Genomic DNA, 16,941 nt, shown 5'->3' with positions numbered 1-16,941 from the left:
CGAATTTTAAAAGATTAATGCTCTGTACTGTATATCCTAATCTTTCCTAGCACCAAGAATATTTGTAACGAGATTTGAATTTCAAATCGACAGTTTGAATTAGATAGATCGATATCCAATAAATCTTCAATTTGCTGTATTCTGTACCTCATTCCACTAATTGAAATTGACATTTCACGAGCTGTTTTATGCAAGTTAAATTCATTTTGAGAATAATAAAAGAGCGTCAGCAAAAGCTCCGAGTTTTTTTTCTTGTCATAATTCAATATGGGTTCTAAATTTTCTTCAGCAAATAACTCCAATTCTTCTGGCTCTCGTGCATTTAAAAATAATGTTAAATGTCCTAAATCACTTGTTAAGATAACTGCCGATCTTGTTGATTTGAATTTAGCTAATTCTACTGATTTTCTTGCTTCTTCCGCTCGTTTATTAAAGTCCGACAGTTTATGTGTTTCATTACTGATCCCCATACAAATTTGTTCTTTATCTCCTTTAATATTTTTCAGCAGAAGCTCCACAAAGTCTTTTATAGTAGTTTGCTCATCTTCAATTAGTTTTTTGGAAATAACAACTTGGACAGTATTCAACTTTGTTAGCAATAAAATATTTGATACATACTCTTTTTGTTTTTGAAGAAAGTTTGTAATTTGATTTCTGACTTTTAAGTATTCATACTCCTTGAGATCTCCTTTTTTCTTATCTTTTCCAGCAATATCTATATGAACAATATAATGAGGTTCAGATAAATTGTAGCCGAGGTAAGAAAATCTATTACTGATCCATTCCCAATCCATTTTCTTTTCATTAAGTAATTTTTCTAGCAACTCGCCTTCAAGCCTTTGTTCTGTCTCAATAGCCACTTGTTCATTCTGCATATGTAAAGCGGCTATTGTAGCAACACGTTCTAGTAGATCTTTTATGAAATCATTACTTCTTTGATTGATATCTATCGTAATAAATCCATTGATTTGATCCTTAATAGTTATAGGCACGGTAAGCAGCGTGAAAGTTTTACCTTTTAAGGTTGTTTCAATTATTTCATTTCCGCCTGAATTTATCATTTCTTCACCCAGAAAATTACTAACACTCATAAGTGTCTTCATTCCAGGTTTTTTTCCAAATTCAGCAATCGTTTCATAATTCCTATTTTCTATCAAAACTGAGCAATTCAAACATTCACCTAATAGTTGTGAAAATGCAGGAAAGCCTTCTCCCTCTAACATCGCTTTAGTAAGGTTCCGACTTAAGGAATAGCCAATCTCAAGTTTTTCATTTTGCTGTTCAACCTTTCTAAACATCTGATCTCTTTCATCAGATAATTCCTCATCCTCATAATATATTGATTCTTCTGAAATTTCTTTACCCCATTGTTCGACTGTCTTACCTACATAGCTGCAATATTCATCTCCCTTTCCCTTACACTTTATCTCTTTAAAGATGACTTGTTTACCCAAACACTCACTCGTGTATCCGCTTGCATAACCAACCAAGAAGTGGCAGATACATTCTGAATGAACAGGGAAATATCTTAAATGTTGCTTTGCTTCATACGAATCTAGCCAATAACCCGATACATCAAAAATACCTTTCTCCATATCTACATGGAATCTCTCGGTATAAGAAAAAACTCTTCCCGTCAAATGATGCAGTTTAGATCCAGCTATCAGCCATTCTATATCATCCGTCCAAATGATTGCGTCTTTTAGAATTCTGGCTTCATGCGCACCCGATTGAAATGCATACCTAAGCAAAAATCTTTTCGCTCTTCCAACTCCAAGTGCTGTAATTAAGTCTTTTCTTAACACTCCAAATGCATCCGTACTTAATAAAGTCATATTCAAATTCTGGAATCCTTCGCCTGATTGTTCTGTGACTTGGATTAGATGGTCGAGAGTTAGTTCACTAGCTTGAATACTCAATAAGATCACTCCTGATTCAGCATCGGTAATCAATGAAAAGAATTAGACTTCCTTTTACTCCTCCTTTACCAAACTGTAAAAACAATTTCTTTTCATTGTAAAACTCATTCTCGCACAGAAATGTTAAGTATTGAACAATTACTTTACGCCGGGTTATTATATCAATCCATCCATAATCATAAAACCAGCTGTCAATAACGTTAAAAATGCCACGGTTAATACGATAATTTACTGAACAAAAATCAAAAAACTGTTTATCAGGCGAATGGAATATGCTTTCATTAATATGATTTGTTGAATCTTTGCTGCTAACTACTGTTAATTGCATCCGTATCCCTCCTGTTGTATTTTGTATCACTAAATTAAAATATCTGCCCGAACCATAAATACTTTTAGTCTAATATAGTTCCCAACCAATTATCTCTAAATCAAAGATTCTAAATATTCAACCTACACTCTTATCATACAGCCATCCAATCTTTATATTCAATATACTATTAGGCTTAAAAAACCCTTTTCTACTATCGTTTTAGTATTAAAATGCTGCAACTCTTAAAGCAACAAACACAACTATTTCACACTGTAAATGTCCCTTCAATGGTTTAAACGTAAAAAGAACGACACCCAACGGATTACATCGTCGGATACCGTTCTCTTCTAATTATGACCAAGACTTTAACACAGCCTACTATTATGTTATGTTGTTTATTTTTTACGCATAACAAAGTTTAATTTCGATTCTTTATGATCACCTTTATCTTCAAGCGTAGTCATCAAATCAAGACGAACGCCATCTGCTACATCTGTCTCAAGGTATTCATCACCTTCAAAGAACACTTGGGTAATTAACGTCTCATGACCATTTGCTTCAAACATGAAATGAAGATGGGCTGGTCTCATTGGATGCTGATCAGTATAATCTAAAAACTCTCCTGTCGGTCCTTCTGTAGGAATAGAATAAGGAAGCGGCACAATACTTTTTATAACAAAATCACCGTTTTCATCAGTGAAGAAGTGACCTCTAAAGTTATATCTAGGTGCATCAGAATCAAAAGCTGAGTATTTACGTGAGGCATCATTTTGCCACATCTCTACACGAACGTTTTTAAGCGGCTTACCATCAACGTTACTAACGTTGCCTTTAAAATACAAAACTTCGCCTGGTTCATTTTCACGTTGTGTTAACACTAATGGCTGTCCAGCAACAGACTCTATTAAAGGAGATCCTTCAATAAAATATGGTCCTAATAAAGAGGGCTGCGTGCCAGGCTTTTCTGTATACATTGCTCTTAACACATGGGTTTCTAAGAAAACGTCTGCGAAAAGTGGCAGTTCACCTGTGCGTCCAAGCCGATCTGCCCAATTCACAAAATTTGTATATTCTTCATGATTTAGATTTGCTTCACTTAAAAATGATTGGATATGTTTGATAAATAATTCGAAGACTTCTTCAACACGTTCATTTTTTTTAGTAATTTGTTTTTGCATTTTAAATCCCCCTTAAGATTTGTGTGATTAATAAATATCTTTCCATAATCGAAAAGTATATAGTAATACTTTTTTCACCTCCAAGAGCATTCCGGGTTTTCTGAAATGACGGAATATTTTATCAATGGATTAATTATAGATTTTTGTATTATCAATAACAATATATGTATAAGGTTAATTTTCGAGCGGTTTTAGACTTATTCATACTGACATGTTTGTGATGCCTCCCCTAATTTTCCCAATAACCAGACGGCTGAAAGGAGATCCGACATCTTTTGTCCTCGTTGGATTGGGTCGTTTGTTCAAGAGACACGGTTATAGAAATGTCAACGATAATCAGGAGCATTCCATCTATTTTGTCGACTACACCAGCTATTTTTGAGGACTTGAAGAGGTCGCGGCATACGGGCCGGAGTGGTTCATGTAAGCTGACCATCCGGATCGATGGACGTGCCCAAGTTCTTTTGAAACTAAAAGAAAAGAGACTCACCCTGATGCACTTCGGCTCTTACCATTTAGCTGACGACATCGTTGCGGAAAGTGAATACTTTCAAATACAACTCATAATTAATGAATACTAATCCGTTCAGTCAGTACTTTTACTTCGTCTCCTAGAATTCCGTTAATCCCTCTCTACCAGATTAGATATACCTTGTCCGACACCGATTGCACATCGCCAGACCCAGTTCATTTGCCTTCTCTTCGTTCATTAATAAAACGGGTGCTGCACCATCGTTGACACCTGAAGCATTTCCCGCTGTAATCGATCGATTCGTCAGGAAATAAGGGACGCAGCCCTTCTAGCACATTCAATGTCGTCCCAAGGCGTGGGTGTTCGTCAGTAACAACAGTGTCCTCTTCTCCTTTACGCGTCTTATAAGTAACAGGGATAAACTCGTCTTTGAATACACCATACTCTTGTGCTGCTTTTGTCTTCATTTGAGATTGGTATGCAAATGCATCCTGTCTCTCTCTGGAGATACTTTAATCGTTAGCTACATTTTCCGCAGTTTGCGGCATGCTATCAACACCATGGAGCTCTTCCATTTTTGAATTGACAAAACGCCATCCGATCGTAGTATCTTGAAGCTTCATATCCACCAGTTAATAATTTCTCCGCAAAGTCGATGGGAACTGAAAGCCTACTACTTGACCGTTCTACAAGGGGTCCCGGCTAAAGAAGGAAAGTTACTGACTGAAAACGTAAATATGCGGTTTATTGTACGGTAGGGATTAATGAAGTAGAAAACGGCCAACCAGCCCGAGGGATGGTCAGCCGTTTTTCGTTTAGGCACCCTTTAATAAATACGAAGGCCATGAAGTCCATTACATAGAAGTTATTTTTCAGAACCCTCGATGTTTTTGAAATTTGAAAGACTCCCTTCGGAACTGTCTTATCGAGCACAGTCACTTGCATAGCGGTATCCTCCTTCGCCATCCACATCCTAACTGGCAGGAGAAGTAGCACGATCACCCCCGCAATAATAATGACCAGCTTTTTCATTTGCCCCATTCCCCTTTCCGGCCTCTTGAATAATATTCTCGTAGTCTAGATTTTATCTTATCAAGTTTATGTATTTTCTTGTAAAATAGTGAAAAGACAAAAAAGCCCGCAATCTCCTGGGTTAATTCACCCGAGTATTGCGGATATTAGTTGATAAAATATATTAAAGATGGATTATAAGAAATAGAACGTATTAGCCAATGGATTTGATTGATCCAAACGAGTGTGCGGATACACTTGCTGTTCTCTAAGAATGCCACGATACTTTCTTCTATACCTCCGCAACCGGCATGCCGGCGTTACGAGCAATAATGCGGGCACCTTTGTCATTTGACAAAAACAGCAGATTGTTTGCACCGTTTTTGAATTCATATAAATAGGTTGCGATGATTCTCTCATCAGCAGACGTTGACAAGGCCAATTTTTGCAGCTTATCATATGCAGGCACTTGAATTAGCTTCAGCAATCCTTTGCGCTGATACGCTTCAATTACATCAAACGCCAATTGCGCACGCATTCTAGTCAATTTTTCTTTGTTGTTCTTCAACCCATCTAATTCTTTAAAAACTTGACTACTGATGATGAGTTTGATTTGCTTAGTACCCAATAAATGGATCAACAAATCTGCATCATGCATGAGAATGTTCGTATCGACCGCAAACTGGTGGTTATTTTCATGGTATGTAGTAAGAAGTCCTGCACGTTGTTCCAGCTGCTTTTTTTGCTGTTTTTTTGCAAGTCGTTGATTCATTTTTCCTGAACTGTAATTGGCCTCAAACATAGAGAGAATCGGTAAAACGAACAGGACAAAGAAAACAGCCCAGCCCGAGAAATCATCCCCTTGTTTCGTTATTCTGACAAACAGAACGAGATACAAGGCAAGAAACAAAATACTTTTAACAAGCTGTCGATTATAAGCCTGTCCCAAACCTATGGATATAAATGATAAGAAGGAGGCCATTCCCCCATTTAGCTTTCCTTTGGTGATTTTAGGATGCAACAATAGGAAATATAGACTTAAGATTGCATTAAAAACGATCATACTAGTAACCGCCGAACTAATAAGTGAAGTACTAGCCTCTTTTTTTGCAAGGTAAGAAAATATGAAAATAAGAACCATTTTTACTCTTCCTCCAACTGTAGTATCCTTTCTTAAAAACCATCATGTCCACTATGATGTGTAAAATCCGAATCAGCACTTCCATGATCGATTCCATGATAGGATTCATCGACCACTATACTGACACCTGGGTTGATGTAAGGGTCATGCATATCTATATGGTTTTGTTGAAGCTCTAAACTCTCAAATTGCTGACGTTCCAATTCATCCATCTCATCAGAGAAATCGTCATGTCGACTGCTTGAACTAAATAAAAGGGAATCACTTTTAAAATTATTCCATTTTGAGTCCTTCATCCCCAAATCAGTTGCCCGCTTCATCAACTCCGAAAATTCATCGTGCTCACGCGGCAACAAAAATTTTCTAAACAAGCTCCACATTTCCAACACTCCTTCCTTTTTTTCCGCTCGGTTGTCAGGACAGGTTATAATTCCGTGTGACGCTTAGAGATCTTAACTAAAACATAAGGACAATTCGTGCATTTTGGCGTGTACTTTCAATAATTGGATTTCCAACTTTACAGTCATATTTATCCCCACCCTATTGTATGTAAAATATTCAAACAGGCAAAGTGTATTAAGAATTAACTATATTCTTTCTCTTTCTCGTGCCTAGTAAGTAACTCATGCGAATTATGCATTTTAGCAATGACGGCTAAATTGAGAGGGTCGTTTGTCTTGGTGTGTATACAGGTTACGGAAAATGGAAAGGTGAGATAAAAATGATTTCTTTAAATTTCACTGCTTCTATTTCATCTAACATTTCCACGATAATATAATGTATCAATACAAATAAGTCCGCTAATGCAAAATGAACTGCCACCCCAATTGTTAAACAATCACTAACAATTAGGAAGCAGTTCAACCGGTTAAAAACTTCCTTCTTTTCCCTTAATCAACTCTCTGATTTGTATCAAGACCAGTTCTTAGTCTTCATAATGCATTCCATCATTAGATTGGAAGCTTACCTTAAAACGGCCTTTGTTTGTTTCGACTCTAAATACATACTTATCGTACGAATATTTTTGATCAGCTTTATAATCATGAGCCGTGTCTCGTACAGTCGATACATAGCTTACGGTAACATTGCGGTGACCATAGTCTTGATAATCCTGTTTTAGAATCGTTTGCGCTTCGTTAACCGTAAGCTGCAGATGCCGTTTCCCTACCATTTCATACGTATAATTCGCCATTTTCCAAGTGCCCGATTCTTTTATGAATTTGTAATCTACAAACCCGCCGCCAGACAAGCCATCTGAAAACTCAACCGTTTTCACATTGACCGCATAACTGTTCGGCTGATTGAAGCTGAATCTTATGCTCGTATCTAAATAGTATGGAAAATAGAAACTATCGCATTCTGTACATGCATGCGGATAATAGTTCTTCAATTTCGTATCCGCAAACTCCTTCGTCACATACTGAAGTAATTGCGGACGAATAGTATTGAATGATTTCTTCTTATATTTTCCTTCTAAAATAATCCCTTCAATAATATGCGGCAGGCGGTATGAAAGGTCCACTGCCTTTCCTTTCGTCACAGCAGTCGTATTCGGACGTGATTTAGTGACATTGATTGCGCGCTGTAAAAATTCCGCGTAATGCGCCCGCGTGACAGGTCGGCTCGGGTAGAACTTTCCGTTATCCCCTTTTGATACACCGCTCGAATACATTGCGCTTGCATGTGGATACCCCCAGTGATTGCTATTAACGTCTTCAAACGGTCGTTGGTAAGGTCCCATATGCAAGTCGAATGCCAAGTCCAACACTTTCGCCATTTGGATGCGAGTAATGGTAGAATTCGGATTAAACTTTCCATTTGATCCACCTACAATTCCCGCTTGCGACAGTTTCATGATCGGCGTGTAATATGGATGACTTTTCGGCACATCCGTATAAATCACCTTACTGGATGACAGTCCCGGCAGCTTCACTGCCTTTTCAAGCAACTGCGCTACATGCTTCCGGCTAATTTTTTCATTCGGACGGAATGTCCCATCAGGGTAACCGCCAATATACCCAGCCTTTTGCATTGCCTGGATCGCCTCATAATTCGGATGGCTTTTGGGCACATCTTTGAACTCCTTCGCTGATGCTTGGTTTGTTCCGACAAAAATGAACGAGGCCAACAGCAACAACGTGGTCCAGCTGAAAATCGATACAATCTTCTTCATATACTCCCTCCTCTTGTCTAGTAAAATATGATTACTAGCTAATCATATTTTACCAACAACGCATTAGGTAGTATACAGTAAAATCATAGAGTTTAATTTTATAAATCACGCTGTAAATTATACAAGTCTGACACTATTTTGAGAAGTTCAGGTAACCATAAACAGAACTTCCCAAATGAGATTGATACGAAATTCATTTAAACGAGAACTCCTTAATATAGAAAGAACCATCTAACAAATCAACTGTATAATGACTTGTTTGGGAAGATTCACTATACCATTTCTCCGGTTCATAGATTGAGTACTGCTCATTCACGGTAACTTTATACTTATTCGGCGCTAATTTTTCCATTGATGAAATCGAATGATCGATGAGTTCAACATCACGTGAATTTAATGAGTTCATGTACTTCTTTTGTTCAGAATAAAATGAGGACGATGGATGAACAAAGTACCCAAGTTGTTCTATGCCACCGGTTGTATACGCCTCTAATTAATATTAAGTCAATCTACTGATTTAATCGCGTGTACTTTCACTGTATTACTGGCACCCGTTACCGGCACTGTATCCAAGTCTACTTTTAGTAGTTGAACGGGTTGAACTGCTTGCTCTGTTGCTGATTCCCCAGTTGGTTTGCTTGCTGGTTTACGATCTGCTTTAGCTTCCTTATCTGTGTTCTTCGTTCTCTCGAAAAAGATTTCGCTCCACCATTTGTTAAATCGAAAGATTCTCCATCGTTTTCTATAGGCCCTCTCCGTTAGTAGACTCCTTCTCTTTTTTCTTAATTTACAATATTGAACGGTACCACATTTAAATTGATCTTAGAAACCTTGCTGCCGTTGAAAAATAATAGCTGGATAAAAGAAAGTTTCAAACCTTACATCACTTAACAAAAATTATCTAATTCTCTATTAAAAAGACAACCTGAAATAGTATAATTGAATCAAAAGAAAAGAGGTGGTTACTCAGTTGATTTGATTTTAAGTAGCAGAGCATTTAATCAGCAAGATCATTAAAATGCAAGTAGTTTCAAGTTAGATTTTAAATTTATTTTACGAAGGAGAATCCCATGAAAAAAGTCGTTAAAGTATTGGCAGTGTGTTTCCTCGCCATTACATCTCTATTGTTTCTAACAGAAAACAAGGCTAGTGCCAAAACTAACGAGAAAGTGTATAAGACATATTCACCGTCCTCTGAAAAATCAAAGTTTCCGATCAAACTCAGCAACTCTTTAGTGATCGATATCACGTCGAATAAAGAGCCGGTCATTAAAAAAGATGGCCGTGCAATCTGGCAAGGCGTCGGCGGGTGGAGCAGCAGTGAGATTAGTTTCACGGTTACCAAAACCAATGATACCTATCTCTATTACAAGACGGGCGCTGGGGGAACGGAAACAGTTGAAGTAATCGGTGTAAACCGCAACGGAAAGATATTTATGAACAAAGCATTCGGTGGCGATGGTGCGGGCATGCATGCCAGATTTGTATCCTCAAGCATTATAGAGATTGGCATAGAGGAGTACAGTCCTTATTACGATGGGTCTACTGCCAGCAAACATTCAGGCTCTTTCAAGTCGAAATTTTATCAGTTGTATGTAAAAGGCTCCGCTAAAGAAATCGCCTATTTCGACAGCACCTTTGCTTCATTGGCCAAGAAGGGGCAGCTGAAATGGGTGCCGGGAGCGCTTGGCATGTCATTTTCTAACTTAAAATCTGCCGTACAGGACCCGTATGCCCGCCAGGAAATGGCCGAGCATTATAATTTCTATTATACTGCGCTTGGAAACTACGGCTTCTACTACAATAACGATTACAGCAAAGCAATAAAATCAAACGCCAAAGTGCGGGGAGTTTTCCGAACCTCCGATCTTCATGGAAATAGAAAGTCGTTAAGACCCTATTTCAGAAAACAATTCGGCAAAGAAGTGTTGAGCTACGGCAATCATATGGATGTATACCGAGTGGGCAAGTATTACTTGGGGGTACAGTATTTCGACGAGGACACGGTGCATCTTAACCTGACTACTGAAAATGTGTTCCGTTAAGAAACCTTGCGCGACAAGCAAATTAAAGTGTTATCGTAAGTTGGAGAGAGAATAACAGAAAGGGCCTCTCGACCGAGATTTCTCGATCAGGAGGCCCTTTCTCCGTACATTATTCAGTTATCAGAATAGCATCAGAGTAAGAAAAACTGTATATTGCACCCGCGTAACCGACCCTCCCGTCTTAAATAAGCCGGCTTCCGCTGAAGTCATACTATTCTGATTATAACGCCTAGACTTGATACCTACTTTAAGAAGGTAACAGTCACTATATATCACGTTTTGTGGCAAGCCTAGTGGGAAAAGGATAGGAATAAGATAGATTAGGAGGATTTCATGGGAGTTTGGCTAAGTTTCGTGTTTGTCATCGGTTTTGTCATCATTCATTTAAGTTCAAAAGTGATGAAGTTTTTAAAGGTGGAGCCTCGGAGCCGGTTTCTATCAGTTGCAGGCGGAATAGCTGTTGCCTATGTGTTTTTGCACTTGCTACCGGAATTAGGTGAGTACCAAAGGGATTTCGATGGGAAGCTACGCAGCCTCGGCTATTTAGAGAATCACGTCCATATAGTAGCCATGCTGGGATTCGCTCTCTTTTATGGTTTGGAACAGCTGGCGAAATCATCTAAACGGCACAATAAAAAGGATGGAGAACATAAAGCGACAGTTGGCGTTTTTTGGCTTCATATAGGCTCATTTGCTCTTTATAACGCGACCATAGGATACTTGCTTCTACGGGGAGAGTATCAGACAGAATGGGGCATGGTATTTTATTTCATAGCGATGGGTGTTCACTTTGTTACGAATGATAAAGGTCTGCGTGCCACGCATAAAGAGGACTATGATCGGTATTGGATGTTGGTTGCTCGCCGTTTTGATTACAGTTGGATGGCTGGTCGGTGTCTTTACAGAGGTGAATGATATGGTTCTCTCTATTTTATCTGCCTTTTTAGCGGGCGGCATTGTGCTGAACGTCATGAAAGAAGAACTTCCAGAAGAACGAGAAAGCAGCTTCCCTGCCTTTTTTATAGGTATGATCGGGTATACAGATTTACTGTTGCTTCTATGAAAAGGAAGATCGAATAGAATCTAGCAGCTACAGGGAGGAGAACGATCGGCACTCCCTAACTTTTCGCGGACGCTGTATGCAGTTGAGCGGACATGCTAACAATATGCGACTTTGTATGAAGATACATCTTTGTGTTGCGCGGTTTTTTCGGTCAGCAATACCCGAAACAGACAGAACTCTGTTTGAATGTGTGGGGACCTATTTAAAATCTAGCTGCCCCACAATCCTTCCGTGGCCGTTATGAATATAGACCATCTTCTAACGATAATAGAATTCTCCTAGTAACCTATTCAAAGCAAACGGAAATGCCCCCTGACTGTTTTATCCGTTAAAGGGCTTTCTTTTTTCTGTAGAATTTAATCTTGATGACAGTGTATGCATTCAGAGTTGTTCCTGATTTGATTGGTGCACAAGATCCTATGGCTATTTAGACATGCTTTTTCAAGTTACTTCGCCCGATCAATCGCAGCGATTAGACGAGTCTCGATATCTTTTGCAATTCCTAAGATATTCTCGTCTTTAACAATACTCAATAGTGCGGTAGGACGTGGCAATCCGATTTTCGTTGTTCCTTGATGGACATATACAACAATTTTGCAAGGCAACACGTAGCCGACCAGAAGGTTTTCGGTCAGTACTCGTTTAGCTTCATGGGGATTACAAACTTCAAGAACAGTAAACGGAGTTTCAAAATCAGCACCCTTTTCTTTGAGTTTTTTGGTCAAATCAAAATTCCAAAGGACACCAAACTTCTCTTCCGACAAGCTATTTTCCAAAGCGCGGATCGCTTCATCTTTTCCTTTTGTCGTTTCAACCGTATAATCGAACATATTTTCCCAGCTCCTTTGCTTATCTTCTTTCATTTGTAGGATTCCCATTATGAAAGAATTAAAACGCTGTGATGATCTATGTGAAAGGGTGGGTTATGTAAAAGTTCAAATTGAACCAATCTGATGCCAGATCGACTTTTATTGAATCTGCTTTTTAAAAACAACTGTTCATTATTCATATTACCAATTGATTCAAATGCATACATTTTCTACATCAACAGAATAGAGGGCTTTATTTGTTGTCTAAAGAAAGGATGTAAAAAGCAGACAGAAGCCCCCAACCAGACGCTCGGTTAAAGGGCTCTTTCTTTTGTTCATCACTCAATTATCAGCATTGTGTGGTGCAGTACCTAATCCGCCAACAATTTTTCTTCATTTGACCCGAGCTTGATCGTGGATTCAGTCGGTATCCATAAGCCTGTATTCTCGTTTCTTCCTTGAAGAATAAATTTTGGGTTATTTTTTCCCATACGTTCTACAGCTATTTTCGAAAGTTTGCCAATATCACCTGCTTTGACACGGTTAATGATTAAACCGAGTTTCACATCCTTAGCTGTCAGCATTTCATAATCTGTGTGGGTATCCCCCGCTGCAAATATTGGGCCGTAACCACCCCGCTCTTTGGAGATGAATTGTTCAATGATTTTCACCTTGCCTTCTCGAGCAGTAATCGGCCAATTGTTTTCATATTTTGCTTGAATAATCCCATCCTTCTTTTTTAATCTCATCCCAAACACATTTTCTTTCGGAAGATTGTATCCATACTTTGGATTGGTTGCAAATACCTCGACCACATCTTCCATCGAAGCTGAAATAACATAAACGTCAATCCCATTTTCAATAAATGTATGCATAAGATTTGATATTTCGGAACTCAGACGCAGTCCTGTCGAATAGGTGATCTCAACAATACCCGTTTTTCCTGACACGGACTCAGGACTTCTAAGTGTCACCGATCCCATTCCTGCTCCTAGACTATAATCATTTGAAGCCTCTGCAAGCTGCTGAATCTCTTCTGTCGACATGTTGACAAATAAATAAAGTACCCATGGATATCCGATTTCAATTCCGTATGTTTCCCCAATGGCTTCATAAAGAAAATACATTTTCGCTTTGAAATCTTTAAACTGATCAGTTGAACGAAGTGTTTCTAGCGACTCTTTCCCATTCATCCCTTCATAGTTGGAATAAAGATATTCATAATTGCGCTTTAGATCCTCTGTGATCTCCTCGAGAGTGATCGCATCTCCTTGAAGGTTTTGAAGTTCGTCTGAAAAGGGCCCGTCCGGCACATTCATTTTAATCATTTCATAAAACTCTTCCGGTTTTAGTTTGAATGCCAAGTGATCGATTTGATAAAGAAAAAGGGCCTCCTGTGTATCGCTCATAATACTAGTATGGTCCCAATCAAAAACAGCATAAGGTTTTCGTTTAGGATTGTAACTTGGACTTCCGACACCGTGCTTATCAATCAGGTTTTGGACAGCTCTATACGTGTCAGGCGCCCATTTCCCCTTATCCAACACTTGAATACTCTGGTCATCACGTACTTGTGAAGTCGAGGCTGATTTTCCAATGTCAGCTGCACTTACAGGAATAGAAAAAAACAAGCAAATAACCATCACACTTAACAAAGCTTTGAATGTGATTTTGTTCTTCATATTGCCATTCCTCCTCTAAAAAGACAAAAGAAGCCTATTCAATAGCTGACTACTCGCTATTGAAACAGGCTCCTTTGCCAATTTATTATTTTATGTATATTAAGTTAGCACGAGTTGATTGAATAGTCAAACATTTAATTGAAAGAAAAATGAAACAGCCAATCATCCCAAGAGATAGTTGACTGTTCTTTACACCTCATTACGCCTAAGTGTTAGAGTATTTGATATACCCTTCTTCACTGTATGATAGCCTATTTAAAATCCAGTTGCTCTTCAATCCGACCACGGTCGTTATGAATATAAACCATCGTTCCATCTTCTTCCGCCAGTTGTTTCGCTTCATCGATTGCCTCGTCTTGAGAATCCGTCGTGCAGATCGGCTCATCTTCCCCTTCGCGTTTCACTGCCCATTCATTGTCATGCGGCACGACATGATAGCGCGCATCTTTCGTTCCCGCCCGGTCTTCAAAGTACTCATTTTGCTCTCTGCTCATTCCAATGCCTCCTCAGTTTTTCATTCTATTTATTTACTACCCGGTTGTGGGAGGATAAAACGGATAGTTGCTTTTACGGGCTTTCGTACTAATCAAACGCAAGTAAAGCCGAGTAATCAATGCAAATAAATACCAATAAGCTCTCCGTCTTCATATTCCACCTTCACATGATACCCGCCTATTTCATAATCGAAATATCCCCCATATCATAATTCGTGCCGGCTATTGCTTCTTTGCAAACAGTGTGACCTCTAACCAACTACTCGGTTAGAGGGCACTCTTCTTTATTATTGCGTCTCGCGCAAGTACGCAATATCACTTCAAATGCTTATCCAAAAATTCAATCATCGCATGATAAAATTCAATACGGTTTTCTTCATTCTGGAATCCGTGTCCTTCATTGTCTTTTAACATGTATTCGACATCGATGCCTCTTTTCTTCAAAGCCTCCACGATTTGATCGGATTCTGCCTTGTTAACCCGAGGGTCGTTTGCACCTTGGGCAACAAACAAAGGCGTTTTGATTTTATCGGCGTGGAATACAGGAGAGACGGCTTCCAGTAATTTTTTATCTTCTTCAGGGTGGCCAACTCGGTTGTAAAGATTATTTCTCATCGTTTCCCAGTACGGTGGGATCGTATCGAGCAGTGTAAATAAATTGGAGACTCCGACATAGTCCACGGCTGCTGCGTATAAATCAGGAGTGAACGTAATGCCCGCCAGTGTAGCATAGCCTCCGAACGATGCTCCGTAAATACCAATTCGGTCAGGATCCGCAATGCCTTGATCGATAGCCCATTGAACACCGTCTGTTATGTCATCCTGGATTTTTAATCCCCATTGTTTATTGCCTGCATCCATGAATTCCTTTCCGTATCCCGTGGAAGACCGGAAGTTTACTTGGAGAACTGCATATCCACGATTGGCAAGCAGTTGTACTTCCGGATTATAGCCCCACATATCACGTGCCCAAGGGCCGCCATGTGGATTGACGATTAATGGCAATTGCTCCGCTTTCTTATTCTTCGGCAACGTTAAATAACCATGAATCGTTAGGCCATCCCGGCTCTTATACGAAATCGGATGCATATCCGCCAGCGAATCCCGATCGATCCATGGTGCCAGCTCCGTCAATTTTGTCAGTTCTTTCGTTTCTGCGTCGTAGTAATAATAGGTTCCATATTCTTTATCACCCGACACAGCTACAATAAACTTGCTCATTTCTTTATTGTAATCTTCGATCGATAACTGACTTTCGTCGACGTTCAGTTTCTCTTTTAAATCATTGATGGTATTTTCCAATTCCTTATCAAAGAACTCGTAGTGAATTTTATCTGTCATATAGACGCTTGCCAAAATGGCGTCTTTCACTGGATCATACACAGCACCCAAAATATCGACCTGCGGGTTGGAATGAATGACTTTTTCGTTTGCTTTCAAGTCAAGAACGACCAATTCCGTCTTATCACGATCCTTATTGGACAATGCATAAATTGATTGGTTATCTTTCGAAAAAGCAATCGGTGAAATCATATCCCCTTTTTCCGTCTGGACAAGTGGTTTAAATTCATCCTTTTCCGTTTCACGATACAGAACCGTACTATCAACCCCGTCTGATTCGAGCGCGATTCGGATCTTGCCGTCATGGTCTGCAAGCCAACCGGCGATGTTGCCCGGATTTTTCGCTACATGTTCCAGATCACCAGTTTTAATATTTAGCCGGTACACATCAAAGACCGTCGGATTTTCTTTATTCATACCGATAAGGATTTCATCTTTGACACCTGTCAAATTACTGATCATTTCTACACGGACACCGGGATATGGAGTTAAGTCACGTTCTTTCTGTCCGTTAAAGTCGGATGAATAAATATGATAATTTTCATCGCCGCCATTATCTTTTACATATAAAATATTGTCATCTTTCCAAAACGATGCAGCAACGTCCCGATCTTTTGAGCTTGTTACGCGAATAGGCTCGTCCTCACCGTGCATCTTTTTAACAAAGACATTCATTCGGCCTTCCCATTCGGAACTGTAAGAAATATACTCTCCATCCGGTGACATTTCATAACCGAAATCTCCAGGGTTTTTCATGAAATCTTCGACCGAAATTTCACTTACCCCTTTGTCATCGATACCTTTGTACTGTTTTGCATTCTTGAGGATAACTTCCATTTCTTCTGCTGTGACGGTTTCATTTATTTGGCTGTAGACTTTAATAAGTCTATGAATCTTTGCGGATTCCAAGTAATCGGAGGCCGTCTTTTCCTTTTCCTCGATGCCTAAAGCCCGAATTAGTATTTTAGAAATTTCACCTTTGGTAATTTCTTTTTCAGACCCGGCCCTGATAGTATTTCCAGTCCAACGCTTGGCAATTTCCTCTCTCATCTCCTTCGATCCGTGCTGATATGTCAGTTCATCCAAAGCTGATTGGATAAACTCAGCGGTGGTTACGGACACCTCCGCTTTTACATTTTCGGCAATACGTACAGTTTCCGGATCAATGGTACGAACCGAATCGTTGGCTTGAGCTCCTAATGGATAGGACATGAGAAGCGCTGAAGCCATTACTCCAAGTAAAGCTTGCTTTTTCACTGGTAAATTCCCCCTTTACTGTATTAAATAAATAGTACACTTGTAT

At 39.3% G+C, this 16,941-nt stretch carries 16 protein-coding genes and 2 pseudogenes; 3 read left to right on the top strand and 15 right to left on the bottom strand.

The annotated features are described in order from the left end of the window. Window positions 1-14: 14 nt before the first annotated feature. From MKY93_RS03440 to MKY93_RS03395, 11 genes and pseudogenes are all read right to left on the bottom strand, one after another. Window positions 15-1,919 carry a XylR N-terminal domain-containing protein gene (locus MKY93_RS03440; RefSeq protein ID WP_340758252.1) on the bottom strand — a complete coding sequence of 635 codons (1,905 nt, stop codon included), beginning with the start codon at window positions 1,917-1,919 and terminating at the stop codon, window positions 15-17. A gap of 16 nt (window positions 1,920-1,935) precedes the next feature. Next, on the bottom strand, window positions 1,936-2,247 hold the full coding sequence (locus tag MKY93_RS03435; protein ID WP_078817080.1) for a hypothetical protein: 312 nt from the start codon (window positions 2,245-2,247) through the stop codon (window positions 1,936-1,938). Between the two features lie 377 nt (window positions 2,248-2,624). Next, complete coding sequence (locus tag MKY93_RS03430) at window positions 2,625-3,407, bottom strand: dioxygenase family protein (RefSeq protein ID WP_078817079.1); 783 nt, start codon at window positions 3,405-3,407, stop codon at window positions 2,625-2,627. Window positions 3,408-4,048: 641 nt separating this feature from the next. After that, on the bottom strand, window positions 4,049-4,171 hold the full coding sequence (locus tag MKY93_RS20400) for a hypothetical protein (protein WP_342537474.1): 123 nt from the start codon (window positions 4,169-4,171) through the stop codon (window positions 4,049-4,051). A gap of 85 nt (window positions 4,172-4,256) precedes the next feature. Beyond that, window positions 4,257-4,346: pseudogene (locus MKY93_RS20395) on the bottom strand (hypothetical protein); the annotation flags it as partial. A 277-nt stretch (window positions 4,347-4,623) separates the two neighbouring features. Next, window positions 4,624-4,911, bottom strand: a complete 288-nt coding sequence (locus MKY93_RS03420) for a hypothetical protein (RefSeq protein WP_340758251.1) — start codon at window positions 4,909-4,911, stop codon at window positions 4,624-4,626. 271 nt (window positions 4,912-5,182) lie between these two features. Next, window positions 5,183-5,953 (bottom strand): PIN domain-containing protein, encoded by a 771-nt coding sequence (locus MKY93_RS03415; RefSeq protein WP_340758250.1) that lies wholly within the window; start codon window positions 5,951-5,953, stop codon window positions 5,183-5,185. Window positions 5,954-6,063: 110 nt separating this feature from the next. Continuing rightward, complete coding sequence (locus MKY93_RS03410) at window positions 6,064-6,402, bottom strand: hypothetical protein (protein WP_340758249.1); 339 nt, start codon at window positions 6,400-6,402, stop codon at window positions 6,064-6,066. A gap of 322 nt (window positions 6,403-6,724) precedes the next feature. Beyond that, complete coding sequence (locus MKY93_RS03405; protein WP_340758248.1) at window positions 6,725-6,895, bottom strand: hypothetical protein; 171 nt, start codon at window positions 6,893-6,895, stop codon at window positions 6,725-6,727. Window positions 6,896-6,956: 61 nt separating this feature from the next. Further along, entirely contained in the window at window positions 6,957-8,204 is a 1,248-nt protein-coding gene (locus MKY93_RS03400) for an S-layer homology domain-containing protein (RefSeq protein ID WP_340758247.1), read from the bottom strand. Window positions 8,205-8,397: 193 nt separating this feature from the next. Next, window positions 8,398-8,679 (bottom strand): annotated as a pseudogene (locus MKY93_RS03395) (TcaA NTF2-like domain-containing protein); the annotation flags it as partial. A 595-nt stretch (window positions 8,680-9,274) separates the two neighbouring features. Here MKY93_RS03395 and MKY93_RS03390 point away from each other — a divergent pair. The 3 genes from MKY93_RS03390 (at window position 9,275) to MKY93_RS03380 (ending at window position 11,312) form a co-directional block, all read left to right on the top strand. After that, on the top strand, window positions 9,275-10,249 hold the full coding sequence (locus MKY93_RS03390) for a hypothetical protein (RefSeq protein ID WP_340758246.1): 975 nt from the start codon (window positions 9,275-9,277) through the stop codon (window positions 10,247-10,249). A 333-nt stretch (window positions 10,250-10,582) separates the two neighbouring features. Beyond that, window positions 10,583-11,164 (top strand): hypothetical protein, encoded by a 582-nt coding sequence (locus tag MKY93_RS03385; RefSeq protein ID WP_340758245.1) that lies wholly within the window; start codon window positions 10,583-10,585, stop codon window positions 11,162-11,164. After that, window positions 11,118-11,312 (top strand): hypothetical protein, encoded by a 195-nt coding sequence (locus tag MKY93_RS03380; protein ID WP_340758244.1) that lies wholly within the window; start codon window positions 11,118-11,120, stop codon window positions 11,310-11,312. The genes MKY93_RS03385 and MKY93_RS03380 overlap by 47 nt, the downstream gene beginning before the upstream one ends. 446 nt (window positions 11,313-11,758) lie before the next feature. On the opposite strand, the gene MKY93_RS03375 is transcribed toward MKY93_RS03380, so the two are convergent. From MKY93_RS03375 to MKY93_RS03360, 4 genes are all read right to left on the bottom strand, one after another. Then, on the bottom strand, window positions 11,759-12,142 hold the full coding sequence (locus MKY93_RS03375; RefSeq protein ID WP_078817072.1) for a DUF302 domain-containing protein: 384 nt from the start codon (window positions 12,140-12,142) through the stop codon (window positions 11,759-11,761). A 350-nt stretch (window positions 12,143-12,492) separates the two neighbouring features. Continuing rightward, the gene (locus MKY93_RS03370; RefSeq protein WP_340758243.1) at window positions 12,493-13,803 is read right to left on the bottom strand and encodes a haloacid dehalogenase-like hydrolase; all 1,311 of its coding nucleotides are present in this window, start codon (window positions 13,801-13,803) and stop codon (window positions 12,493-12,495) included. Window positions 13,804-14,054: 251 nt separating this feature from the next. Next, window positions 14,055-14,297 (bottom strand): DUF2188 domain-containing protein, encoded by a 243-nt coding sequence (locus MKY93_RS03365; protein WP_340758242.1) that lies wholly within the window; start codon window positions 14,295-14,297, stop codon window positions 14,055-14,057. 315 nt (window positions 14,298-14,612) lie between these two features. Further along, window positions 14,613-16,895, bottom strand: coding sequence for a S9 family peptidase (locus tag MKY93_RS03360; protein ID WP_340758241.1), 2,283 nt, complete (start codon window positions 16,893-16,895; stop codon window positions 14,613-14,615). Window positions 16,896-16,941: the final 46 nt, after the last annotated feature.

The organism is Sporosarcina sp. FSL W7-1283, assembly GCF_038003105.1.
Taxonomy (GTDB): Bacteria; Bacillota; Bacilli; order Bacillales_A; family Planococcaceae; genus Sporosarcina; species Sporosarcina newyorkensis.
This window is presented reverse-complemented; position numbering and strand designations above follow the sequence as displayed.

Excerpts from the sequence above, each read along its gene's own strand:
- MKY93_RS03430 (WP_078817079.1), bottom strand. The coding sequence starts at position 3,407 with ATGCAAAAACAAATTACTAAAAAAAATGAACGTGTTGAAGAAGTCTTC.
- MKY93_RS03420 (WP_340758251.1), bottom strand. The coding sequence starts at position 4,911 with ATGAAAAAGCTGGTCATTATTATTGCGGGGGTGATCGTGCTACTTCTC.
- MKY93_RS03435 (WP_078817080.1), bottom strand. The coding sequence starts at position 2,247 with ATGCAATTAACAGTAGTTAGCAGCAAAGATTCAACAAATCATATTAAT.
- MKY93_RS03415 (WP_340758250.1), bottom strand. The coding sequence starts at position 5,953 with ATGATCGTTTTTAATGCAATCTTAAGTCTATATTTCCTATTGTTGCAT.
- MKY93_RS03385 (WP_340758245.1), top strand. The coding sequence starts at position 10,583 with ATGGGAGTTTGGCTAAGTTTCGTGTTTGTCATCGGTTTTGTCATCATT.
- MKY93_RS03370 (WP_340758243.1), bottom strand. The coding sequence starts at position 13,803 with ATGAAGAACAAAATCACATTCAAAGCTTTGTTAAGTGTGATGGTTATT.
- MKY93_RS03390 (WP_340758246.1), top strand. The coding sequence starts at position 9,275 with ATGAAAAAAGTCGTTAAAGTATTGGCAGTGTGTTTCCTCGCCATTACA.
- MKY93_RS03365 (WP_340758242.1), bottom strand. The coding sequence starts at position 14,297 with ATGAGCAGAGAGCAAAATGAGTACTTTGAAGACCGGGCGGGAACGAAA.
- MKY93_RS03375 (WP_078817072.1), bottom strand. The coding sequence starts at position 12,142 with ATGTTCGATTATACGGTTGAAACGACAAAAGGAAAAGATGAAGCGATC.
- MKY93_RS03400 (WP_340758247.1), bottom strand. The coding sequence starts at position 8,204 with ATGAAGAAGATTGTATCGATTTTCAGCTGGACCACGTTGTTGCTGTTG.